Genomic DNA, 23,485 nt, shown 5'->3' on the forward strand with positions numbered 1-23,485 from the left:
GCAAGAGTAGTCGCGTCGTGATTGCTCGATGCCGACTCGAACACTGGCGTCGTGCAGGGTGGCCAGTGTCGGTGGCACGCGTCGGCCTCGCGGTCGGCGGATTATCCTCGGTGGATCGGCGTAATGAGACGATGGTCGTAGACGGCGATCACCAAGTGAGCGCGGTCGCCGGAGTGAACCTTCGCCAGCAACTTGCCGATGCGGGCCTTGACGTATTGGGGAGGACGCTCAGTCCGTACCTGATCTCGCCTTGAGAAGCTCGCGTCCGACCAGGGGTGAGCACCTCGGCATTCGACCCTGCGCGGTGAAGGCGACCGGCCCGTTTCCTGGCAGGGATAGGTCGTGATACGGTACATGCATGCACATGCAGACAGACGCAACAGAGGTTTCGCTCGGCAGCGGTGTCAGCGCCGCTTGGTCGAAGGTCGCCGCGTTCGCGTCGGCGGTGGATGCGAGTTTGGACAAGTGGCTCGCGGACACGCACCGGGTCGGGCTGACGGAGTTCCGCGCCCTGGTCTTCGTGAGTCAGTCGTCAGACAAGGAACTGCGCGTCAATGACCTCGCGCAGCGCGTGGGGTTGACCCAGAGTTCGGCGACCCGCCTGGTCAGTCGGTTGGAGGCCAAGGGGTTTGCTCGCCGAGATGTCTGCGAGGACGACGGGCGCGGTGTGTACGCAGTGATTACTGAGCAGGGAGAGGGGCTGCTGCGCCAGGTGCGGGAACCCTACGAGGGCCGGGTTCGGGAATTGCTGGACCGGCCGTCGCTGCACTTTCCGCACCTTGATGCGGGGCAGCTCGGCCGCGCCCTGGATGAGGTCGGAGCGGTGATCGGGTCCTGAATCCGCACGGCACCCGCCAGATCCTTTGGAGTAGTATATGCATGTACATGTAAGTAAATCGGCAAGAATGACAACGCGAGAAGGAGCCCATCAGGTGAGTACGCAGGTCGATGTCTTCGTGGACTACGTGTGCCCGTTCTGCTTCCTGGTCGAGGGAGCGGTCGAGGAGTTGAAGCGTGACCGGGATGTGGAAGTGCGGATTCGGCCGTTCGAGCTACGGCCTGATCCGGTGCCGACTCTGCGGCCGGAGGATGAGTACCTGCCGCGGGTGTGGAAGTCCTCGGTGTATCCGATGGCCGAGCGTCTGGGCGTCGATATCACCTTGCCGTCGATTTCTCCGCAGCCGCGCACCGAGAAGGCGTTCATGGTGCTGCAGCTGGCTCAGGAACAGGGCAAGGCCGAGGAGTACACCGAGGCAATGTTCAAAGCGTTCTTCCAGGACGACCGCGATATCGGCCACGACGCCGTGATCATCGAGGTGGCGCTCTCGGTGGGCTTGGACCGCTCCCAAGTGGAAGAGGCCCTGCACAGCGATCAGCGCCGGGACCGGCAGCGCGCTGATCAGGACTATGCGGTGAACACCGTCGGGATCGAAGCGGTGCCGGGCATCGTTGTCGAGGGCCAACTGCTGCGTGGAGTGCCCAGCGCGACCCGGTTGAAGAAGGTCGTCGACCAGCTCACCGCACAGGACGTCCCTCCGAGGCCCGAGCCGTGAGGCCGGCCCGGTTGCGGGCGGTCATGGAGCGGGCGGTCGAGGAGTGCATCGCGCACGTTACGACCGGTGGTCTGCCCTTCGTCGGCGTCGTCGTGGATCAGGGCGGGGTCGTCTCCGAGTTCGGCGTCAACCGGGTGCATGAAACCGGTGACCCGAGCGCACACGCCGAGATCGTGGCGATGCGAGACGCGATGGTCTCGCACGGGATTCAAAGTCTGGCCGGGACCGCGTTGTTGGCCACCGGGGAGCCCTGCGGCTTGTGCTACCGCTTCGCGATCGACCACCGCGTTGACGCCATCCACGTCGCCGTTGACCGCGATGCGGTCGCGGACTTCGGCTTCGACTACCGCGGCAGCTACCCGGCGCTGGAGATCACCGACGAGTTGCGCGCCGGCCTCCTGCGTCACCTGCCCGTTGAGCGGGGCGCAGAGCCCTTCACCAGGTACCTCCACAACTACACACTTCACGGGCGCTGACAAGGGCGCTCACACAACGAACTGACGTAAAGGAACACCATCATGAGCTGGCTCTACCTCGGCATTGCCGTCATCTTCGAAGTCGCCGTCGGCATCTCTGCCGGCAAGGCGCAGGGTTTCACCAGGCTGTGGTGGACCATCGCAACCCTGGTCAGCGGAGGGATTGCCACCTTCTTCCTCAGCCTCGCGCTGTTGACCTTCGACGTCGGCGTCGGCTACGCGCTGTGGACCTCGCTGGCCGGCGTCGGGATCGTCATCGTCGGTGCACTCTTCCTCAGCCAGCGCCTGACGTGGAAGAAGTTCCTCGGCATCGCCATCGTGATCGGCGGCGTCGTGGGGCTCAACCTCGCCAGCACCGCCTGAACCACCCCCGCGCAAACACTGTGAAAGGACATACTCCATGACCACCACGACGCACACCCCGGCATCGGGTACCGCCGAGAAGAAGACGGGCCCCTGGCTCGCCCTGCTGCTGGCCGGAGGGTTCGAGGTCGGCTACGCACTCAGCGTCAACGGCAGCCAGGGATTCACCAACCTCGTCTGGTCCATCGTCGCCGTCGTCTTCTTCCTGCTCACCCTGTTCTTCCTCAGCGTCGCCCTCAAAGGCATCGACGTCGGGATCGGCTACGCCGTCTGGGCAGGCATCGGCGCCATCGGTGCCGCACTCCTGGGCCCGGTCTTCTTCGACGAGACCCTGACGATGACCAAGGCGTTCTGGCTGGCGGTCATCATCGGCGGCGTTGTGTGGCTCAAGCTCGCCGACAGCCCCAAGCTCACCGCCCACCAGACAGATTCCGAACCGGGAGCGTCCGATCAGCAGTCCTGACCATGCTGCAAGAGCAGCGCGGCGTGGGGCCGCCGGGGCGAAACGAGAAACCAGGTGTCCCCACGCCGGGTGCGGACCGCGCAGACGGGCCGGGAAAGTCACTTCCACGACAGGGACCACCGTGCCGCACGGTAACGACGGAGGGGGCGTCAATGACTGTCCAGGCAGAGCGAGATTACTACTTCTACGAGCCCGCATCCGGGACTGGGCTTCCGCACTCACCGTTCAACGCCATCATCGCGCCTCGGCCGATCGGCTGGATATCGAGCCGGAACGTCGATGGGGTGTTGAATCTGGCGCCGTACAGCTTCTTCACGGCCTTCCACTACACCCCGCCGATCATCGGATTCGCCAGCAACGGCTCGAAGGACACTCTTGCGAACGTCGAAGCGACCGGACAGTTCTGCTGGAACTTGGTCACCCGAGAACTCGCAGAAGCGATGAACGTCACCTCGGCGGCAGCGCCCCCGGAGGTCGACGAGTTCGCCCTCGCCGGCCTGACCCCCGCGCCGTCGCGCATCATCGACACCCCGCACGTCGCCGAATCCCAAGCGGTGTTCGAATGCCGCGCCACACAAATCGTCACCCTCCACACCGCCACCGGGACCCTCACCGACACCCGCGTGGTCTTCGGTGAGGTGGTGGGCGTGCATATTGACCGCGGCCTGCTGGCCGAGGGCATCTACCAGACCGCGCTGGCCGACCCGGTCCTGCGCGGCGGCGGGCCAGGCACCTACTTCACACTCGACGAACACCACCGCTTCGACATGTTCCGCCCCGGGCCTGATGGTCGCCGATCATCGCCGTAAACAGGCCGTCCACACCGCCTAGTGAAGAATGTCGCACGAGCCGGCCTGGCGCCGCACCACGCCGTGACGGTTGCTGGTGGGGCACTCACTCCGATTGTCGTCAGGACCACGACGATCCATGCCCCGATCACACCGGTGGCTTACGACAGGGTGAAGCTCATCGCGGTCCGGTCAGGCTCGGCGATCCTGCTGAGCGAGTTCGGTGAGAAGCCGGTGAGCGCCGGCGACGTCATCCTGCTCAGTGCGAGCACGCTATGCGGGAGCGAGCCCGAGCACGCGGTCACCGTCACGACGATCTACCTCGACCGCGACTACGTCGCCGACCAGGTGTTCTGGCAGTACGCCCACCTCCTGACAGATCGCTGGGCCGCGCAGGACATCCTCGCAAAGCTGTTCTGCCCACCCGCTCAGATCCTCCGGCTCGGCAAACAACGGCTAGGAATGATCATGCCCTGGCTCGATGAGCTGACCACCCTCAGTCTCGACCGCCCCGCCCCGGAACGCTTCTACCGCGCCCAAGCGCTGCTGTTCGCCGTTCTCGACGTCATCGCTCCCTACGTGACAACGACGCCGACACCACCACCTTCGATTCAGCGCGGCACTACACGCCGTGGCGCGCCGGAGATCCGACAACTTGCGCCGCTGCGGGAGGAGGTCCGCACCGTGATCGACCTGCTACGTGACGCACCAGCCAAGCGATGGACCCTGCGCGAGCTTGCCGCAGCCGTGCATCTCTCGCCGTCCCAGCTCGGCCGAGTATTCGTCCAGACCTACGGCAAGACACCCCTGGGCTGCCTCGCAACAATCCGGGTGGAGAACCTGACGCGACTCCTGCGACAGACCGACCTCCCCATCGAGGCCGCGATGCGTGAAGTGGGATGGCACAGCCGTGGACATGCCGCCCGGGTGTTCCGCGAGGCCGTCGGCGTCACCCCGAGTCGGTACCGACGCCTCGTCCACGAAGGACCGTCCACAGGACATTCGCATCTTCCCATAGGCGGCCAGCAAAGCTGCCCGCTCACGGGCACGACCCTGTAGCGGCCAGCCACCGCCGCCCCGCTGCATAACGATCGTGAGGCTACCGGCGCAGTGCGCACCTGACGTGCATGACGGTCTCGATGCGGGTGATGAGCGCCGGCGACGGCCACAAGTATCTGCTTCGTAGCGTGGTCGCCGCGGATGGCGACCGCTCGCTCTCCACTCCGTTGACGCGGTATTGCGCGGAGGAAGGTACCCCGTAGGGGAGCAGACGTAGCTGCGTCCTGATCGCTGGAACCTTACCCGGACTTGGTGCTGGTGCTGCAGCCTCAACTCGTAACCCGAGCAGGGCGCAGGTAGGTGCTGGCCGGGCGAATGCTTACGTTGGTGGTGGCCATGCGATGGAAGACGGCTCAGCAATGTGAATTCTGGAAGCTCAGGGGAGAACGTGCCTCAGCCGGGGGTGATGAGATCTCCGAGAGCGCGGACGGCATCGGCGGCCATCGCCGCGAGCGGTCCGTTGTTGACGTAGACGACGTGGATGAACCGGACCGGGCGCGGGGTGAGGATTTCGATTACCGAGACGTGCTCCCGAGTTCCGCGGAGTCCCAGCCGCGGCAGGACCGTGGCGCCAAGTCCCCGGTCGACCATGTCGAGCGCTGTGGCGTAGTCGTGTGCCTGATGCCGGAACACCGGTTCAACGCCGGCAGACCGGCAGGCGTCGATCAGCATCTGTCTGCAGCTACTGTCGCGCAGTTCGTTGTCGATCCATGGCAGAGCGCGCAACTGCGCCAGGGAAACCGCGGAGAGCCGAGTGCACTCGTGGCCGGTCGGAACGGCGGCCACATAGTCGTCCGCGAGCAGAATCCGACTGCTCATCCCGGAGGGCGTCGCGAGTTCGCGTTCCGCTGTCACGACAAGTTGCACCTCGAAGCCTGCTGGCTTCACGTGGCCGTCGGTGAGTTCGAGGCGCACTCCGGAGGCCGGATGGGTGTTTTCGAGGTATGCCACGAGATCCGGTAGCCACCGGGCGCCAGCGGAGGAGAAGTAGCCGATCGTCAAGCAACCCAACCGCGCTGCAGCCAGATCGGCGATTCGCTCGTCCAGCACGGCGACGGCGCCGAAAACTTCGTCGATCGCTGCCACCAGTTCGGACCCGGCCTCGCTGACGATCAGTCTGCGCCCGCCGCGAACGAACAGATCGAAGCCGATGTCGCGTTCCAGGGCTCGGATCTGGGCGCTCACGGCCGAGGGCGTATAGCCCAGCCGCTCCGCGGCCGCGCGGACCGACCCGCACAGCGCTGTCGAACGGAAGGACTGAAGCTGACGGAGATCGCGCATGTCCCGAGCGTACGCAATTCCTGCACAGTTGTGCTCAAACGTGCGCTTCTCTTTCATCCACGCGGAGGCCAAGCTGAGAGCTATGAGCCACATCTCCGCGCGCCTCTCGTCCTCGCTCGCTACCGCGCCAGGCTGGCTGCCCTGGTTCGCCTGCGGACTCACCATGCTGTTCTGGGCCTCGTCATTCGTCGTCATCCGTGCCGGCGCCGAGCACTTTGAGCCGGGGCCGATGGCGCTGTTGCGCATGAGCGCAGCCGCCGCCGTCATGCTCGCGTTCGCCTTCGTCGCCCGGATCCGCCTGCCGCGCTCGTGGCGGACCTGGTGCACGGTGTGCCTATGGGGACTTCTGTGGTTCGCGGTCTACACGGTCGTCCTTAATGCTGCCGAACGCGACCTCGACGCTGCGACGGCCGCGATGCTGGTGAACCTTGCACCTCTCATCGTCGCGGTGGTCTCCGGCCTGTTCTTCGGTGAGGGCCTGAACGTGCGTCTGTTATGCGGCATTGCGGTCGCACTCGGTGGCATCGCTCTCATCACCGCCGCCACCTCGACCGGCAGGATCTCCATCATCGGTGTTGTTCTGGCTGTGGTCGCCGCGCTGATCTACGCCGGTGCAGTCCTCGCTCAGAAGCGGATTCTTCGCGTCATCGACTCGAACACGATGACGGTGATCGGGATCATGTTCGCCGCCCTGGCGTGCGTGCCATTTGCCCCGGAGCTTGGCCGACAGGTAGCCGAGGCACCGCTCGGGGCGGTCCTCGTCATCGTGTACCTCGGCGTTTTCCCCACCGCGATCGCCTTCGTTCTCTGGGGATACGCGCTGACTCACACCCCGGCGGGAGTGCTGAGCACCTCGTCGCTCGTCGTGCCCGCGCTCGTCGTCGTCATGTCGTGGGTGGTCCTCGGCGAAACTCCTCCGCCCCTGGCGGCTCTTGGTGGTCTCCTCTGCTTAGTCGGCGCGGGGTTCGCAATCGCGCCGCATGTCAGCGCGAGCCTCGCTGCCCGGCGGAGGGGGATTTCATCGGCTCGCCCGATAACCGACCTGCACCGGAGCGACCCCAGCCGTCAGTCCGGAGACTTCACCGCCAACTCCGCCGCCAAGCGACCGAGCGGCCACGTCTATGGATGCGGACTCTAGCTTTCACGCGGCCGCTGATGTGCGCGACGAGAACGGGCATATCCTCGACGGCCTCGCTACGAGGGTCGAGGTCGGCGTCCCCGAGCGAAAGTGCTGTGGTTGCTGGCGGGCATGGATGACACCAGACGGCTCATGGCCGCCCTCTCGGAGCCGGTCGTTGACGGAGTTACTGGTGCCATCAGCCCGAGGACAGACGCCATGAACACCACTTGCTAGCCTCACCGCCTCACGGCGGTGTGAAAGAGCGCCTCTGCGAATCAGGGCGCCCACGGGATCACGGCGGCACTCGTGGTGTCGCCGCGCGCGCCCGCCTCCGCTGTGAACTGTCGGCCGCCCGCTGCCGTGAACTGGAGCTCGCACCTTGTCACCATGACGGTGTCGATGCGGGTGATGAGTGCTGGGGACGGGTACAAATACCTGCTGCGCTCCGTTGCGGCAGCGGACGGTGATCGGTCGCTTTCGACGCCGTTGACGCGGTACTACGCGGAGGAAGGTACCCCACCGGGGCAGTGGCTCGGCTCTGGGGTCGCCGCGCTCGGCAAGGGTCAGCTCGCGGTCGGTGATCGGGTGTCGGAGGCCCAGCTTCAGCTCGTGATGGGGATGGGCCGTGATCCGATCACCGGCGACCCGCTCGGCCTCGCGTTCCCGGTCTACAAGTCGGTTCCGGAGCGGGTCGAGGCGCGGATCGCCGATCTCGACCCATCGCTGAGTCCGGGCGCGAAAGGTGAGGCGGTCGCGCGGATCGAGGCCGAGGAGGCCGAGCGTGGGAAGCGTCGTGCGGTGGCGGGGTTCGACTTCACGTTCTCGGTCCCGAAGTCGGCCTCGGCGTTGTGGGCGGTGGCCGACGCCGGCACCCAGGCGTTGATCGGGGAGGCGCATCATCGGGCGGTTGCGGAGGTGGTTGCGTTCATGGAGCGGGAGGTTGCGGCCACCCGCACCGGTGCAACCGCGGGCGACGGGGCCGTTGCGCAGGTCGATGTCGCCGGCTTGGTGGCGACGGCGTTCGATCACTTCGACTCCCGCTCGGGTGATCCTCATCTGCACACCCATGTCGTGATCAGCAACAAGGTGCAGACCGTGCTGGACGGGAAGTGGCGGAGCTTGGATGGGCGGCCGATGCACGCCGCGGTGGTCGCCCTGTCGGAGCTGCACGAGGCGGTGTTCGCCGACCACATGACCCGCAGCTTCGGCGTCGAATGGGAGGCTCGCGACATGGGCCGGGACCGCAATCCCGCCTGGGCGATCAGCAGCGTGCCGGAGGAGCTGGTAGCCGAGTTCTCCACCCGAGCGCGGCACATCGAGGTGGAGAAGGACCGACTGATCGCCGACTACGTCGCCCGGCACGGCCGCCAGCCCTCGACGGCGACGATCATCAAGCTCCGCGCCCAAGCCACCCTCGCCACGCGTCCGGAGAAGAAGGTCCGGTCGCTTGCCGACCTCACCACCGAGTGGCGCACCCGCGCCGCCGGAGTGCTCGGAACCGACGCGACGGCCTGGGCGCGTGAGGTGACAGACAACGACAAGCCGTTGCTGTTGCGCGCTGACGACGTGCCTTTGGACGTGGTCGCCGATCTCGGCCGGAGCGTGGTCGGCGTGGTGGGTGAGAAGCGCTCGACGTGGCGGCGGTGGAACCTGATGGCCGAGGCGTCCCGGCAGACTATGGGGTGGCGCTTCGCGTCCATGCAGGACCGGGAGGCGATCGTCGCGATGGTCGCCGACGCCGCCGAAGCTGTGTCGTTGCGGCTGACACCGCCGGACCTGGCGACCAGCCCAGCCGTGTTCCGCCGCGTGGACGGCACCAGCGTGTTCCGGCCGAAGCACTCGACCGTGTTCTCCTCCGAGGAACTCCTCGCGGCCGAGGACCGGCTGCTCGACCGCACCCGCACCCTGACCGCGCCGACCGTGTCGGTGGCGACGGTCGAGAAGATCACCACCAAGCCCGACCGTCAGGGACGGATGCTCGGTGCCGACCAGGCGGAGGCGCTGACACGCATCGCGGTCTCCGGGCGCTTGCTCGACGTGCTGGTCGGCCCGGCCGGCGCCGGGAAGACGACGGCGATGTCGGCGTTGCGGCGGGCGTGGGAGAAGGCGCACGGTGCCGGGTCCGTGGTCGGGCTGGCACCGTCCGCGGTGGCCGCGCAGGTCCTCGCCGAGGACTTGGGAATCGCGACGGAGAACACGGCGAAGTGGTGGCAGAACCACCTCGTCCACGGCACCGACTTCCAGGCGGGTCAGCTTGTCATCATCGATGAAGCCTCTCTGGCCGGCACGCTCTCGTTGGAGCGGATCACGCACCTGGCCGAGCGGGCCGGGGCGAAGGTGTTGCTGGTGGGCGACTTCGCCCAGCTCCAGTCGGTGGACGCCGGTGGCGCGTTCGGGCTCCTCGTGGGTGACCGGGACGATGCGCCCGAGCTGGTCGACGTGCACCGGTTCACCAACGAGTGGGAGAAGATCGCCTCCCTGGCACTGCGCCACGGTCGCACGCAGGTGATTGACACCTACCTCGCCCACGACCGCATCCACGACGGCGACGCCGAGGCGATGACCGACGCCGCCTACACCGCCTGGCGCGCCGACCGGAACCAAGGCTTGGTGTCGGTGCTGGTCGCCGAGACCCGCGACCACGTGAGCGCCCTCAACCAGCGCGCTCGTGCCGATCTGATTCTCGACGGCACGTTGACACCTGGTCGGGAGGTCGAGCTTAACGACGGCACCACTGCTGGGGTCGGGGACACGATCATCACCCGCCGCAACGACCGCCGCCTCCGCAACGGGAAGACGTGGGTGCGCAACGGTGACACCTGGACCATCACCGGCGTCCGCGACGACGGCTCGGTCACGATCCGCAAGACCGGCCACCGGTTCGGCGGCTCAATTGCCCTCCCCGCCTCCTACGTGGCCGATCACGTCGATCTGGGATACGCGGTCACCGCCCACAGGGCGCAAGGCGTCACTGTCGATACCGCGCATGTGCTGGTGGAGCCGACCACGACGAGGGAGAACTTCTACGTCGCGATGACCCGCGGCAAGCATTCCAACCACGCCTACGTGATGCTCGACCGGGCCGACGAGCACGCCCAGCCGCATCCCGGCGAGAATCCCGACGCCACCGGCCGGTCGGTGTTGTTCGGGGTGCTCCAGCATGTGGGTGCTGAGTTGTCCGCGCACCAGACCATCACTGCCGAACAGGAGAACTGGGGGTCGATCGCCCAGCTCGCCGCCGAGTACGAGACCATCGCCGCCGCAGCCCAACGAGACCGCTGGGCCACCCTCATCCGATCCTCCGGCCTCACCGCCGAACAAGCCGACACCGCGATCGAGTCCGAGGCGTTCGGCGCACTCACCGCCGAACTGCGCCGCGCCGAGGCCAACCACCACAACGTCGACACCCTGTTTCCGCGCCTGGTCGCCGCGCGCGGATTCACCGACGCCGACGACATCGCCTCCGTGCTGCACTACCGCGTTGCGCGCGCCACCGCCCGCCCGGCGGGCTCGGGTCGTGCTCGCAAGACGCCGCGGCTGATCGCCGGACTGATCCCGGCTGCGGACGGCCCGATGACCGACGATATGCGGCAGGCCCTCGATGAGCGGCGCGAGATGATCGAAGCTCGCGCTGATGCCGTGCTCGACACCGCACGCGAGACCGGCGAAGCGTGGGTGCAGCATCTTGGCGAGCCACCCCGCGATCAGCGCCAAGCCGCTGCGTGGCGACGTTACGGGCGCACCGTTGCGGCCTACCGCGACAGATACGGCGTCACGGATGCCCGACCTCTGGGACCGCCGCCGCAGTCCACGGCGCAGAGCATTGACGCCGCCCGTGCACGAACTGCTTTCGATCGAGCACGTGGCTTCATCATCCAAGCGAGCGATGTACCGCAGCATTCACCGGGACGCGAGGACATCGAGCGCTCGTTGTAAGTGTGGCGCAATTCGGCACTTCCGAAGCTTGCAGTCGACTTGATTCGATTGTGAGGGTCAGCCGTTGCCGAACGGCGTCGCTGATGATTCGCCATCGCCATCGCCATCACCTTCGCCGGTCGGCCAGGGATACGCATTCCAAGCGTTCAGCAGAATCGGATTCTCGGTATCAGCGTTCTTACCGATGTCACGCAGGCTGACGACACCTCCTGCACTCTTCGCTATCTCTGCGAGGAGCAGCGGCTCAACGTCTTTGCCGTGCGTCACGAGCCACTCGACTTCACGCGCGCTCGCCGCGGCTACAGGAACATCTGGGAGCCTCCCGCCGGGGATGACCGCAACGTCATGGTCGAGAAGGTACGCGGCCCCGGTATAGAACGGCTCCGCCGTGACGATCAACCCCAACATGGGGCGGTCCGTTGGGATGTGCGTGAACGCCGGGTGACTGTCAGCAAGATGGCTGACAGTCCGGGTCAACTGCTTCCGTGCGCCGCCCAGGGTCTCGCTGAGCGAGTTCATCAGCGTCGCATCGCCGGCCCGTGCTGCCGGGGCGAGGCGGCGAGACTTGACCTCCACTAAGATGACCAGATTGGGCAGGATCACAAACCAGTCAACGCTCTTGTGACCGCCACCCTTGCCGAAGACAATCTCGGGTTCGACCTCCGCGTCTTCGATCAGGTTGAGTTGTCGACCAATGTAGTGCTCGAACAGGCCTCCGAGATCATCCGCGAAAGCCTTGCCGTGCTTGGTCATCCCGGCGTAGTACAAGCCTCCCGGCGTGACCGTCCGCATGATCAGACGCGTCGCTGGAGCAACAGGCTCCCCGTCGCCCATGTCCACGAACGGCGTCGCCATCAACGGGTTGTAATCGAATCGGGCCGCTGTGGCTGTTCCGACCGAGTGGTCGTTGAAAGCAGTCCGAAAGGCTGCGGGTGTCGTGGTGAGTCGAGAGGCGATCTTCTCTATGTTCGTCCGCGGATAGAGCTTCAGCACTTCAGTGAAGTTTGGCTGATCCAGCCAGCCAGGCTTGTATGCTCCACCGTTCTGGAAGGCACCCACTTGGAGGAAGAACGTCGCGCCGATCGCCTCGCGGAACGGAATTCCGTCGAGCATGGCCGCCAGCGAGTCCTCCGTGATCACTCGGGTCTCGACGTCGGGCAGACCCTCGACCATCCAGGCGTGGGAGCGAGCAAGTTCCTCGAACATCGACTCCTGGTAGGGGAACTGCTCGTACGTGACCCGAGTCATCAGTTTGACGAGGAAGTCCTCGGACCCCACATCAGCATCGTCGATGTCCATCGCGATCTGGAACTTGTGCATCAGCTTCCGCAGCGCCTTCTCATCGACGGCCTTTGAGCGATACTCATTGCCGTAGAGAAGCGAATCTCGCGCGGCCGCAGCCAATCCCCACGGCGGCATCCGATGTTTCACAGCATCTGGCCTGACTTGCACAGGTTTAGTGACCCACGGCGTCCGGGGTCTCGAGGGCTTTGAGGATGTGGCGGGCGTCGTCGGTGAGGGGGTCGACGGCGGTGTGGAGGTGTCCGCTGATGTTGATCTGGACCTCGAGCAGCGGCCTCAGGGCCCGGATGATCTTGCGGATGCTGTAGCCGGTCTTGTCCTGGAGGTAGCGGGCGATCGCTAGCGCGGTGAACACGATCGTGAGGTGGGCTTCGATCGCGTCGCGTTGGTGGTGGAACATTGGCCTGGCCTGCAGGTCTGTCTTGCTCATTCGGAACGACTGTTCGACGTGCCAGAGGTCGTGGTAGCTGGAGAGCACCTCCGCCGCGGGCATGACGGTTGCTTCGATGTTGGTGACGTAACCCTTCAATCCTGCGAGGGACCGGGCCCTCTCGAGAGAGGCTTCGTCGAGGATGCGGCCAGCGGCGGTGGTCTTGACGAACCGGGTCCCCTTCACGTTCGCGTCGCCGGCGATCACGGCTCTGGCGCGGTTCTCCTGCTGTGTCAGGGTGTAGTCATCGTGCACGGCCCGCTTGCGGGAGTAGGCCCAGATCGCCCGCCAATGCCCGGGATGCTCATCCGCGTCCCAGACCGGCTCTCGCCGGCGCCGCTTCGTCTCGGTTTGCGTGTTGCCGTGGCGCGGGGTGACGGTGTCGATCAGCTGCCCGTCGGTGAACGCGTCTCCGTGCCAGTGGAAATGATTAGCCAGGTCACCGGGTGCTTTCTTCGGTCTCGAGCCGACGATGAACCGCAGCCCGGCCTCATCGATCGCATTCAGGTTCTCCATCGAGAGCATCCCGGCGTCGGCGACGACGACCATGTCGGCCAGTCCGTGACGGGCCTGGAATTGCTTGATGATCGGCACGATCGTTTTCGTCTCGGCCTTGTTGCCCTCGTAGCAGCCGATCTCGAGTGGGAACCCGGTCCGGTCCACGAGCAGTCCGACCACGATCTGCGGATCCACGCGGCGCTCTTTCGAGAAACCGACCTTGCGCAGCTCGTCCTCCTTCGGCGCCTCGAAGTAGAGAGTGGTGACGTCGTAGAGCACCAGCGAAACATCACCGCTGGTCCAGACGTGTTCGAAGCATTTCTTCGCGATCTGGTCGCGGTACTCCCGCTGCCCGCAGCGTCGCAGGGCGGCGTGGAAGGTGTTGCGGTGAACGGGGTTGATCCCGACCTCGCGAAGGACTCGGCGGGAATCGCTCATCGAGGTCGGCTCGATCAGCCGCGCGGCGACGAGCTGGAAGAACGCCTCATCATCGACGACCTCGAAACCGAGCCGGTGCCACGCCGCCTCGAGGACCTCCACGAGGTATCGGCTGCGCCGATCTTGCATGGTCAGCACACCCGCAGCAGGCGCAGTAGTACTGGTCAGGTCAAGATCAAGCGCTTCCTGCCCCGCATGCAGGCGTTCGCGGCCCAGATGCATCAACGCTGCGAGCTCCGCCTCGGAATGCGCGGAGCCGAGGTGCTCCAGGACCCGGTTACGGCGACCCTCCTTGGCCACGACCTGGACCGCCGTCGCACCGGAGGCTGTCTTCACCTTCCTCAAGAACGGGGCCATCGCCCGATCCTACCGCCACATTAGTGACCCACTTTCGCGATCGGAAACGCGCTGACCAGCCCTAATACCCTCAGAATGGCTGTGAACCGCGCTCACCTGTGCAAGTCAGGTCTGGATACGGCGGTTCGCCGAGCGAGGCCGAGGCCTGCGCGATCGCCGGGATCAGCTCGCTGGGTTTGAAGGCGCGGCACGCTTGAGTGAATGCCGAGTAGGGCAAGCCCGGATCGCGCGAGAAGCTCATAGACGTCCGTGTCCTTCGGAGCGCCGTTGTCTAGACGTCGAGCGAATCCTCCACGCGAGAGTGACGCTCAACATGGTGTTACGGGCGACCGCGAGGTCGGTTGGCGCAGTCAAGACGCATCCGGGAGGAGCACATCTTCGATGACACCTGATCTTGCAGACGTACGTAAACGCATGGTGGGCACGTACCTTGCGCGGTAGTCTTCACCGTCGATGGGGTCGGAGTCGTCCCATTCATGGACTACTACACGCAGGGTGTTGGTCAATCGCCCGATGAGAAGCGCAAGTGGGAACGGGCACCGCAGCAGGAGGTGCACCTCGGCGTTGGAGTTGTCGTTCGACAGGGCACGGATGTGCGCGGCGACGTCGGCGGCGATCAGGCCTGCATCAGTGGGGTCGAGGAGCGTGCCGCTCGCACTTGTGAGATGACGCCAGGCCGCGAGAAACGGCCTATGGTCTTCGATATAGCGGGTGAAGGCGGTGTCGCTGCGTTGGGGCAGGAGATCGACATACACGGCTACGGAGGGACGGCCGGCCGTGATCGCCGATGGCTCGCCGCCTTGATCTGCGATTTGCACTTGCGTTTGCGTGATGAACCGCGCTTCGCCATCGCTCGACCAGGTGGCGCCCTGTTGGTCGATCACGTCCATGTGTCCGATTCGAGACGAAGGCAAGGCCGCCCCGACCGCGAAGGCCACGGAGAGATGAGCCCCTCCAGCAACACGTAGGCGATGTGCCCCGGAACGGGTCACGGCATCGGGGAGGAGACCGATGGTGTCCTTGAGGTCTCGGAGCCCATCGGCGCTCGGAAGCCGTTCGTGATCGGAGGGCATGAGCCGGATGTCCAGTTCGTCACCGGTTCGGTCATAGACCTGTGGCGTGTTCCTGGTCTGGAGGCTCAGGTGGAACGTCTGGTCGGTTGTCTCGATTCGCTTGCGAAGAGACGCGATCCGGTGCCAGACCAAACTGCGGATCAATGCCAGCAGACCATCGCGCTCGGCGGATTGCTGATCTACACCGCTCAAGGTGCCGGGACGAATCTCTAGGAGCCGGTCGGGAGCGTCGTAATCTGTTCCGCCGTCGTCTGTCTTCACCGAGTTGATGATGCCAAGTGCAAACACTTCGTGGTCGCGGTGTAGCTCAAGGAGTTGAGGTGCTTCCAACGTCTTCACGACTCTGCTGTTCACCACGTCCGGTGTCGTCACGAGAACGCCGCCGGAGATGCCGGCCGCTATCGCTTGCTTGAGTCGGGCCTCGGTGTCGCCTGGCGGCAGATCGTCTCGGTCCCGCCAGACAGGGATGCCGGCGGCCCGGAGGAGCCAGGCGAGCTCCGTAGCAACACCAGTACCGTCCTTCTGGCGGTACGAGATGAAGACAGGGTCTGCTGGGTCAGGGGCGGCGGAATCGGATGTCATGGCGTCTCCTTGTGTTCTTCAGTTACGAAGGTGGCGTGCCTCACCGCGTCACTGGCGTGCGGGCTGTTTACAGCAGGCGCCGTAGGAAGCCTCTCGGGTGACACTGCCAAGATGCGGTCCCGTTCTACGAGCCAAATTGCAACGACCACTCGTGTCGATGAATCGAATCCAGCGATGATCGCGACGAACTTGTCGAACCCCAGTTCGGGGTCGTGCAGATGGCGCATGTAGGAGTGGAGATCAACCTCGCTCGGGGAGAGTCCTCCGGTCGGGTGGGTGTGCCATTCGCCTATCCACTGGCTACGGTCCTCCGACCAGGCGTAGTCCGCGAGACGCCGGGCATGGTCGAGGTCTCGCATAAAGGTGCGTTCGCCGCGGGTGGCATTGGGTCCAGGTCCGCCGGCGTGTCGGATGTCGATCCCATCAGTCGCGTCGTTCCCGAGCAGGATGCCGCCAGTTTCGAGTCCATCGACGGACCGCAACGCCTCGCGCGCGATCGTGCTGAGTGCGACGTCAGTGATCGTCACCGGAGGCACCTCTCTTCGACCTGTCATCCTGGCGAGCAGGTCGGGCACGATGCACGAGGTCTGGGAATGGACGACCACCGAACATCGCCGGCTTGGCTGAGGTCGAAAGGGGCTGCGAGGTCACCTGCTGGTCGAAGACCGATGATGGCGTGTTCGCCGGGAACCTGCTGGGTGTGGTCACCGTGAAGCGATTCCAGCAGTGTCGCGATCGCTACTTTTGCGGCGAACGTGCCGATGTATCGGAGATCAGGCGGCACAGCCGTCATTGGCTGGTGGACGCGCCCGGTGCCGTAATCCAACTCCTGATCCGCCTCAGCGTCCATCGCTCCCTGATCTGCAAGCTGCTGCCGTAGACAGAGGAGACATCCGAACCGGGGTGTTGGTCGCAGCCTGATGACTTCTCCGATCGAGCCATTGTCGAGCACGCACGCCAAGATCGCCGGCCTCCGTGCGCGCCTGGAGAGGTGGCTGACGACACGCCTGGGAGCAATACCGTCTGCGGCACAGAGCACCAGATCGACGCGGTCGACGATAGGCCGGATGTAGTGCGCCTCGGCAACCACGTCGCGTCGGTGGGCAAGCACTGTCTGTTGCGGCCAGTGCTGGGCGAGGTGATCTTTCATGGCCGCCACCTTGAACCGCCCGACGCTTTCGGCGCCGAGAGTGTGGCGGAGCATGTTGTGCCAGAGGAATCGGTCCGGGTCGACCAGTTCCACACGTCCGACTCCATATCCTGCGAGCGCTTCTGCTGCGGCGCTGCCGATGCTGCCGCAGCCCACGACCATGACGCTGTTGGCGGCGAGCTGCTCGATCGGCCACTTGCCAGCCAACTGTGCCAGCCCAACAACTTCTGGCTCTATCTCGATAGCGAGAGGTTCCACACCGCTGCGCCGGACAGCCCATCCCGCAAACTCCGAGGCACCCGCCTCCACCAGCTCCGGTGGAAGATCGGGGTCGTGAGTGACGACCACGCCAAGGTGGTTGCCGGGATCGCCAACGCCCGGCACCAGCTCCCTGAATTCTTTGAACCCTATGGAGATATCGGGGCGTCTGGACAAGAAGAGATGGTGAAGATGGGCGTCGTTCGGTGCCACCCTGATCCACTGAGCGGCATGGTGAGGGTCGCCTGAACGAAGCGCGGCGTACTCGCGTGGGACTTCGGCTGGAAGACGGATGTCTTTGCCGGTTTCCACGGTCTGGACGACATACATATCGTCCGCGGGAACGCGGCGGAGCACCAGCGATCCGCCCGACAGGTCGGAGCCTGCGATCTTGGTGACCGCGTCTCTGGGCATCACGATGTAGGGGTTATGGGGAGACATCTGTGTCTCCCGCCTCGGTCGGGTCCGGTGTTGGAGCTGCTCGCTGAATCGCTCGGTCAATCAGGTGGTCGTGTGAGGGGTCAGAGACGATGCCATGGACCGACATCTCATTGATGACTCCAGCCTTCATGAGGGCGTACTCGATTCGCCACCCCGATGCCTTCGCCAGAAGCTCGGTGAGGCTGGCTTCGGGCTGCCAGCCGCCATCGCTCTGGAGCAGACAGAGCGATCCTCCTGGGGCTACGTGCCATGCGGACTGTGTCTGTTCCCAGATCGACGGCTCCGGATCGAGGGAGTAGATGGTCGGCGGCACCATCGGGTGCGCCGCGGAGTAGGCGACGAGCACCCGCAGTTCCTGGTCCCCGAGCAGCTCGTCGAGAGCATTGGGCTGCGGCCGCTCGAACGGCCAGCGGGGGAGCACGCCGATCCATCCGCCGTGCGGCAAGCCGTCGTCTGCTGGACTCTGGTATTCGAGCAACGGCGCGAAAGCCTGGACTTCATCTTGGTCGCGCGCCAGTCGCACAGGTTCACGTTCAGTCCAGAGCACGGGGTTGAGCGCCGCGGTGCCCGCGCCGCGATCCGGCCCTGTTGCGCGAGTCATCCCTGCGGAGTGTCCTTCACCGGTCGGGGCGCCGCTGGTACGACCGCAGGCGCCGGGTTGCCAGTGGAGGCGGGAGGCTTCGGGAAGTCGTCCCCAAACACCTCACCCCAGTGCTTAATCGCAGCGGCAGTGTCGTTGTTCGCCTGTGCCTGGAAGGCCTTGATCGCGTTATCTCGTGCAGATCCAAGGGAATCGGCGAACTCGCAGTAGTCGATGTCAGGCTGAATCGGTCCACAGAGCCCAGCAGGATCGGCGACTTCGTTCCCACCCTCAATGTGGTAGCAGGCGCTGACGAAGAACTGCTTGATCGCAGCGGGCTGGTTGACGTCCGTCGGCAGGAAGTCGAGCGCGAGGACCTCCATGACGAGAGACTTGATCTTGGTGTCTTGCTCGGCGGCCCACCACTTGAGCATCCGAACAGTGCCGGCGAACTTGTTCCACTGTGCGTGCCTATCCGCGACCTCGGCGATCAGGGACTCGGGGTCGCAAGCGACCCAGTCTTCCGAGAGTGCTTCAGGAATGAGGAGCCGCCCATCGCGGCGAAGTGCTGGCATGGCATCAACCGTGAAAGCGTCAGGATCGTCAGGGTCATCTAGGAAGCACTTGACGGCATGGTTGCGCCACCGGGCCAGTCGGACGGCGTGGTCGTAGGTGCCGTTCGTCGCCCCGAGCAGCGCGTTGACACGCTCGCGCGTGTGATCGAGAGCGTCCGCGGCGGAACCTCCCGGCGCTCCCCACTCAGGATGATCGTCCTGATCGAAGACGACGATCACATCGACGTCATGGATCGGGTCCTTGTGCGTCCCTCGCGCGAGCGATCCGGACGCGATGACTTCCTCCACATCGTCCTCGGTGCCGAAGGCACTCTTGAAGAGATCGCGCCGGGCGCGCGCTTCGCGGACGTGTGTGATGTCAGCGTTCACGACGTCCTGAAAGGTCTTGAAGGCGTCCGTCACACTCATAGTCGTTCTCCTGGTTGGTTCGTCGTTCGATCACCGTAGTTACTGCCACCGACATTGCTGCGTCGAGCAGGTGCGGCTCGTTGCCTACTTCTTCTTGCTGCGCTTGCCGGTGGTCTCGTTGGTCGTGGTCTTCGGGTGACGCTTCACCGTGGACTGCTTCACGAACCGACCCGTGACCGCGCTGCGCCCTCGCTTGCCTGCCATGCTCCTCACCTCCTCGGTGTTCTAGACTCGATGCTGCGTTTCAATTCTAACACACTCCGTGTCGGAGGCGACGGACTGTCGCAGATGTGACACACTGGGGGTATGGCCAAAACCACGATCAACACGGCCGCGCTGTACTCCGCCCTAGACGCCGCGCGTCAAGAGCGCCAACTCTCCTGGCGAGCACTGGCCGGTGAGATCGGCGTGAGCCCCTCCTTGCTCTCCCGGCTCGGCAACGGCCTCAAGCCAGACACCGATGGCTTCGCCACGATCATCGCCTGGCTCCGACTCCCGGCCGAGGACTTCTTCGAGCACGAGGGAGAACGTGACGCCGACGACACTCGCGAACCCGACCTCATGGCCCAGCTCGCACCGCTCCTGCGCGCCCGGAAGGACCTCAGCGAAACCGACGTCAAGTACCTGCAGCAGGTGATCGGCGCGACCATCGAACGTGCACGGGCCCAGGGATGACTCGTGCGTCGAGGATTCAAGACCGAGGCGAAGCGCCTCGCGTTGGAGCTACGAACCGAAATCGGCCTCGACGCGCACGCGCCGTTCGACCCCTATGCCTTCGCGTCTGAGTACGGCATCCCCGTCGTCCAGCTCAGCGACCTCGATGGTGTGGCGCGCGACCACTTCCTACGAGCGGACGGGAGCGCACTATCCGGGGCGCTGATCCCGAACGGCAGCGGGGTGGTCATCCTGGAGAACGATGCTCAGCCCTTGACTCGTCGGCGCACCACCATGTGCCACGAACTCGCCCACGTCGTCCTGGAGCACCAGTTCGGCGTTTCGCTTTCCGACGAGAGGAAGTGTGGGCTGGGCGGCGACCAAGAAGCCGAAGCCGACTGGCTCTCGGGGGAGATGCTGATCCCCAACGACGGAGCCTTCCGGCTCGCCCGAGCGAACGCCACCGACGAGGAGGCCGCGGATGCCTACCACGTCAGCCTCGCTGTCGCCCGCTGGAGGATGAACCACAGCGGCGCCCGCAAGGTCATGGAACGCGCTCGCGCCAAGTGGTCTAAGGCGCCCAGCTCCTACCGATAGTTGCGACCCAGCAGCGGGCGATCGGCCTGGGCTCGGTGCGAGTTCGCCCGTCCCTTCCTTCACGTCCGGCCCGAGGCGTAGACTTGGCCTCGAGGCGGATTTCTCCTCTGTAATGCGCCGCTCGCGGCAGACCCTCGGGTCACTCTTCAACGCACCGCCTCGTCATATTAACTGTGCGATGGAGAGGAAGACCATGATCCGTCTGATCTGGACCGTCAGCGTCCACACCCGCTACTTCCTGCGGCGCTACATGCCCACCAACATCCTGCTGGATGCGATCCGAACTCACCGACGCGGCTTGAAGTGGGGTATCCCCGCGATGCTGCTCGCAGTCCCGTACATCCTGATCGCGAACGTCTGTGTCCAACTCATCGAGGACGGCGCACCCGGATGGCTCCACCTCGCAGTGCTGTGGGCGATCTGGAACATGCTCAAGATGCTCTGGATCGGGCCGGTCAGCGCTGTGCTCCTAATCCGCGCCCGTGTCCGCGAGTCCGTCACCGCCCGTCGCGAGCGCGCCAGCTCGCCCAGCGAAGCAGACGACGCAAAAGAGCGGGCCGTGGTGGACGCGATAGGTATCCGGTGAGGTGTGAAGAACTCAGGCGCCGACCCGGCGACGACCGCCGACACGGATGGTCCCGCCGCACGCGAGCACCGCCGAGCGCACGGCCTCATGGCTTACTCCGAGTCGCGCGGCGACCTGAGCGAGCGTCATCCCACCCGCATAGAGCTGAGCGGCGTCCACTCGGATCGCGTCGGGCAACTCCGGGCGACGCGCCGCCAAGCCCGCCTCCCGAGCTATCTCCCGCACGGTGCCGCGGTGCACGTTGAATCGTGTCGCCAGCTCGCGCACGGGCACACCAGCGGCGTAACCGGCGACCAGCTCGGCTCGATTGGAGACGCTCAAACGGGTTTGAGACTGACGCGAATTCTCACGCACCGGACCGCGCCCATCGGCGATCTGAGCACGCTGAGTGTGCGGCCGACGACCCGGCGATCTCCGTAGGACGCGGGAAATCAGCGATCCGAGCGGCTTCCGGGGGTTTGAGAAGCTGCTACGGAGGTCCACCCAAATTGTCTTACGGGAACACGCGACATGCGAAGAGTCGTCGTGTTCCTGTAAGGGTTCCTCTCCCTCGTCGCTGCCGCTGTCGTGTGCTTCGCGGATGATGGTGGCGAATGGCTCCGCGAGTCTCGGGCGTAGTTGCTCGTCGTCGGTGATGTCGAGTCTCGTGTAGAACGCCTGGTTCGCCAGCCGCCGGTCGGCATCTCCCGATCGCGCGTACGCATGGTGCGCGTCGGTGAGCAGCCGCAGGCTGTCGTGCAGGAAAGCGCGTCCGCCGGTGTGGTGTTCGTCGTGCTCGGCCAGGCGCTGGTTCACGTCGGCGAGGCCCGCCCGGATGCGGTCTTGATGCCGTTTCAGGGTGGGGAGGTCGATGGCGTCGGCGAAGTGCGCGGCCAGCAGCTTGTCACTCTCGGCTTCGAGCTTGGCGCGGTTGGCCATGAGATCGGCTATCTCTTGGTCGCGGCCTGCCATGCGCTTGTCGAACGCCGCATCGACTTTCGCGGCGAGGTCGCGGTAGGTGGCGTCGCTGATCGTGATGTTCGCGTAGGAATCCGCGACGAGGCGTTCAGCGACCGCGACCGGCACTGCACGGCGGGTGCAGCTCGTCTTCTTGGCGGCGCGGCCGGAGCAGACGAAGTAGGCGTAGGTGGTGCCGCGCGGGTTGGTGGCGAAGTCGAGCAGCATCCGTGACCCGCAGGTGCCGCAATGCAGCAAGCCTTTCAGGTGGTGGGCGTGCTGGACGTGCCGCGTCATCTTCGCCGTCCGCGCCTTGAGCAGTGACTGCACCCGGTCGAACAGGGCCGGTTCCACGATGGGCTCATGGGCACCCGGATACAGGGCTCGCTTGTACCGGATCACCCCGGCGTAGTACGGGTTCGTCAGCAGCTTGTAGAGCGTGTTCTTCCCCAACGGCTTCGACGGGCGCTTCGGCGTCGGCACCGTGACGAGGCCGCGCGCGGTGAGGTCGCGCAGCAGCCCGGTCACGGAGGTCTCGCCCTCGGCATAGTGCTCGAATGCCCAACGGATGAGCGGGGCACGTGCCGGATCGACCTCGACCGTGCGCACCTCCCTGCCGTTGTCGTCCGTCTTGCGGACGTTGAGGTAGCCGATCGGGGCGCGCATCGGGGTGCCACCCTGCGCGATCTTCTGCGACAAACCCTTGGACACTTCGGTGGCGAGGTTGCGGCTGTAGAACTCCGCGATGGAGGACATGATGCCGTGGACGAGCATCCCGGACGGGGTTTGGTCGATGGACTCGGTGGCGGAGACGAGGGTGACCCCGGCAGACAGCAGTGCTTGGTGGATAGCAACGTCGTCGGCGCGGTTGCGGGCGAGCCGGTCGAGCTTGTGCACGATGCAGAACGTGACGCGGGTCGCGGCGATGAACGCCAACATCTCCTGCAACCCATCCCGATCCGCAGACCGTGCCGACTCGCCCGCGTCCACGAACTCACGCACAATCCGTGCGCCGAGTTCGTCGGCCTTGCGAGCGTTGGCTTCGCGTTGGGCGGGGATGGAGAAGCCCTCGTCGGTGCCGCCGCGCTCGGCCTGTTCCCGCGTGGACACCCGCAGATACGAGACGGCCAGCAGCATCGGCTTGTCGCCCGCGTGGTCGTCGGTCACGCCGAACGGGGCGAGAGTGTGGGCGGGAGCGGTGGTGGTGCTCATGCTGTGCTCCTTCGTTGGTGCAGTGCCTCGGGTTCCATCCTGCCTCGTGCATCTGACACCGGGCCGAGCCCGTCGGGTGTCGGGAGGTCGTAGGGGTCGGGTTCCCCGGCGAGGTGTGCGTCGTAGCGGGCCTGGGTGATGTTCAGCACCCACTCCACCAGCTTGCGCATGTCCGGTTCCGTCCGCCGCACGACCCGCAGTCGCAACTGAGGGTCGTCGTTGCCTGTGCCCGTTCCGCGCGCACCCCTGCCCTGCGCCGCGCGTCGCGGTCGCTCAGCGTTCGTGTGTCGGGGCCGGTCACTCATCTCTATCTCGCGTCGTGGCAGATACGTGAGTTCAGGGTAGCACACATATGGCGTAGCGGCCATT

Annotated in this window: 23 protein-coding genes; 12 read left to right on the top strand and 11 right to left on the bottom strand. The window is 65.4% G+C overall.

Annotated elements, in window-relative coordinates:
* The first annotated feature begins 358 nt into the window (after positions 1–358).
* The 7 genes from CRM73_RS03550 to CRM73_RS03580 all read left to right on the top strand — a co-directional run bounded on the left by CRM73_RS03550 (position 359) and on the right by CRM73_RS03580 (position 4,702).
* Entirely contained in the window at positions 359–838 is a 480-nt protein-coding gene (locus CRM73_RS03550; protein ID WP_188550656.1) for a MarR family winged helix-turn-helix transcriptional regulator, read from the top strand.
* Between the two features lie 94 nt (positions 839–932).
* Complete coding sequence (locus CRM73_RS03555) at positions 933–1,553, top strand: DsbA family protein (RefSeq protein ID WP_188550655.1); 621 nt, start codon at positions 933–935, stop codon at positions 1,551–1,553.
* Positions 1,554–1,576: 23 nt separating this feature from the next.
* Complete coding sequence (locus tag CRM73_RS03560; RefSeq protein WP_188550654.1) at positions 1,577–2,029, top strand: nucleoside deaminase; 453 nt, start codon at positions 1,577–1,579, stop codon at positions 2,027–2,029.
* Between the two features lie 42 nt (positions 2,030–2,071).
* Positions 2,072–2,392 (top strand): multidrug efflux SMR transporter, encoded by a 321-nt coding sequence (locus CRM73_RS03565; protein WP_188550653.1) that lies wholly within the window; start codon positions 2,072–2,074, stop codon positions 2,390–2,392.
* Between the two features lie 37 nt (positions 2,393–2,429).
* Positions 2,430–2,855 (top strand): multidrug efflux SMR transporter, encoded by a 426-nt coding sequence (locus CRM73_RS03570; RefSeq protein ID WP_188550652.1) that lies wholly within the window; start codon positions 2,430–2,432, stop codon positions 2,853–2,855.
* A 152-nt stretch (positions 2,856–3,007) separates the two neighbouring features.
* Entirely contained in the window at positions 3,008–3,664 is a 657-nt protein-coding gene (locus tag CRM73_RS03575; protein WP_188550651.1) for a flavin reductase family protein, read from the top strand.
* A 93-nt stretch (positions 3,665–3,757) separates the two neighbouring features.
* Positions 3,758–4,702 (top strand): helix-turn-helix domain-containing protein, encoded by a 945-nt coding sequence (locus tag CRM73_RS03580; protein ID WP_370658519.1) that lies wholly within the window; start codon positions 3,758–3,760, stop codon positions 4,700–4,702.
* A 393-nt stretch (positions 4,703–5,095) separates the two neighbouring features.
* Here CRM73_RS03580 and CRM73_RS03585 read toward each other — a convergent pair whose 3' ends face one another.
* Positions 5,096–5,983, bottom strand: coding sequence for a LysR family transcriptional regulator (locus CRM73_RS03585; protein WP_229586867.1), 888 nt, complete (start codon positions 5,981–5,983; stop codon positions 5,096–5,098).
* Between the two features lie 82 nt (positions 5,984–6,065).
* Here CRM73_RS03585 and CRM73_RS03590 point away from each other — a divergent pair, with 82 nt between their 5' ends.
* Together CRM73_RS03590 and mobF are read left to right on the top strand one after the other, a co-directional pair.
* Positions 6,066–7,121, top strand: a complete 1,056-nt coding sequence (locus tag CRM73_RS03590) for an EamA family transporter (protein WP_229586868.1) — start codon at positions 6,066–6,068, stop codon at positions 7,119–7,121.
* Between the two features lie 369 nt (positions 7,122–7,490).
* A complete protein-coding gene (mobF, locus tag CRM73_RS03595) occupies positions 7,491–11,039 on the top strand; it encodes a MobF family relaxase (RefSeq protein ID WP_229586869.1) in 3,549 nt (1,182 codons plus the stop codon).
* Between the two features lie 57 nt (positions 11,040–11,096).
* On the opposite strand, the gene CRM73_RS03600 is transcribed toward mobF, so the two are convergent.
* The 8 genes from CRM73_RS03600 to CRM73_RS03635 all read right to left on the bottom strand — a co-directional run bounded on the left by CRM73_RS03600 (position 11,097) and on the right by CRM73_RS03635 (position 19,131).
* Positions 11,097–12,470 carry a hypothetical protein gene (locus CRM73_RS03600; RefSeq protein WP_229586870.1) on the bottom strand — a complete coding sequence of 458 codons (1,374 nt, stop codon included), beginning with the start codon at positions 12,468–12,470 and terminating at the stop codon, positions 11,097–11,099.
* 25 nt (positions 12,471–12,495) lie between these two features.
* Entirely contained in the window at positions 12,496–14,064 is a 1,569-nt protein-coding gene (locus tag CRM73_RS03605; protein ID WP_229586871.1) for an IS1634 family transposase, read from the bottom strand.
* A 70-nt stretch (positions 14,065–14,134) separates the two neighbouring features.
* Positions 14,135–14,305, bottom strand: coding sequence for a hypothetical protein (locus CRM73_RS03610; protein WP_229586872.1), 171 nt, complete (start codon positions 14,303–14,305; stop codon positions 14,135–14,137).
* 109 nt (positions 14,306–14,414) lie between these two features.
* Positions 14,415–15,719, bottom strand: a complete 1,305-nt coding sequence (locus CRM73_RS03615) for an SAVED domain-containing protein (protein WP_229586873.1) — start codon at positions 15,717–15,719, stop codon at positions 14,415–14,417.
* The gene (locus tag CRM73_RS03620) at positions 15,716–16,246 is read right to left on the bottom strand and encodes a Mov34/MPN/PAD-1 family protein (RefSeq protein WP_188550645.1); all 531 of its coding nucleotides are present in this window, start codon (positions 16,244–16,246) and stop codon (positions 15,716–15,718) included. Before CRM73_RS03620 ends, CRM73_RS03615 begins: the two co-directional genes overlap by 4 nt.
* A gap of 23 nt (positions 16,247–16,269) precedes the next feature.
* Complete coding sequence (locus tag CRM73_RS03625) at positions 16,270–17,568, bottom strand: ThiF family adenylyltransferase (RefSeq protein WP_188550644.1); 1,299 nt, start codon at positions 17,566–17,568, stop codon at positions 16,270–16,272.
* A complete protein-coding gene (locus CRM73_RS03630) occupies positions 17,555–18,169 on the bottom strand; it encodes a hypothetical protein (RefSeq protein ID WP_188550643.1) in 615 nt (204 codons plus the stop codon). The genes CRM73_RS03625 and CRM73_RS03630 overlap by 14 nt, the downstream gene beginning before the upstream one ends.
* The gene (locus CRM73_RS03635; RefSeq protein ID WP_188550642.1) at positions 18,166–19,131 is read right to left on the bottom strand and encodes a nucleotidyltransferase domain-containing protein; all 966 of its coding nucleotides are present in this window, start codon (positions 19,129–19,131) and stop codon (positions 18,166–18,168) included. Before CRM73_RS03635 ends, CRM73_RS03630 begins: the two co-directional genes overlap by 4 nt.
* A 306-nt stretch (positions 19,132–19,437) precedes the next feature.
* On the opposite strand from CRM73_RS03635, the gene CRM73_RS03640 reads away from it, so the two are divergent.
* The 3 genes from CRM73_RS03640 (at position 19,438) to CRM73_RS03650 (ending at position 20,968) form a co-directional block, all read left to right on the top strand.
* The gene (locus CRM73_RS03640) at positions 19,438–19,806 is read left to right on the top strand and encodes a helix-turn-helix domain-containing protein (RefSeq protein ID WP_188550641.1); all 369 of its coding nucleotides are present in this window, start codon (positions 19,438–19,440) and stop codon (positions 19,804–19,806) included.
* A gap of 3 nt (positions 19,807–19,809) precedes the next feature.
* A complete protein-coding gene (locus CRM73_RS03645; protein ID WP_188550640.1) occupies positions 19,810–20,382 on the top strand; it encodes an ImmA/IrrE family metallo-endopeptidase in 573 nt (190 codons plus the stop codon).
* 193 nt (positions 20,383–20,575) lie between these two features.
* Positions 20,576–20,968 carry a hypothetical protein gene (locus CRM73_RS03650; protein ID WP_188550639.1) on the top strand — a complete coding sequence of 131 codons (393 nt, stop codon included), beginning with the start codon at positions 20,576–20,578 and terminating at the stop codon, positions 20,966–20,968.
* Positions 20,969–20,980: 12 nt separating this feature from the next.
* On the opposite strand, the gene CRM73_RS03655 is transcribed toward CRM73_RS03650, so the two are convergent.
* Together CRM73_RS03655 and CRM73_RS03660 are read right to left on the bottom strand one after the other, a co-directional pair.
* Positions 20,981–23,116 (bottom strand): recombinase family protein, encoded by a 2,136-nt coding sequence (locus CRM73_RS03655; protein WP_229586874.1) that lies wholly within the window; start codon positions 23,114–23,116, stop codon positions 20,981–20,983.
* Positions 23,113–23,286, bottom strand: a complete 174-nt coding sequence (locus CRM73_RS03660; RefSeq protein WP_229586875.1) for a hypothetical protein — start codon at positions 23,284–23,286, stop codon at positions 23,113–23,115. The genes CRM73_RS03655 and CRM73_RS03660 overlap by 4 nt, the downstream gene beginning before the upstream one ends.
* Between the last annotated feature and the right edge of the window lie 199 nt (positions 23,287–23,485).

The sequence above is a fragment of the Kocuria sp. CCUG 69068 genome (genome assembly GCF_020833785.1).
GTDB lineage: Bacteria > Actinomycetota > Actinomycetes > Actinomycetales > Micrococcaceae > Kocuria > Kocuria rosea.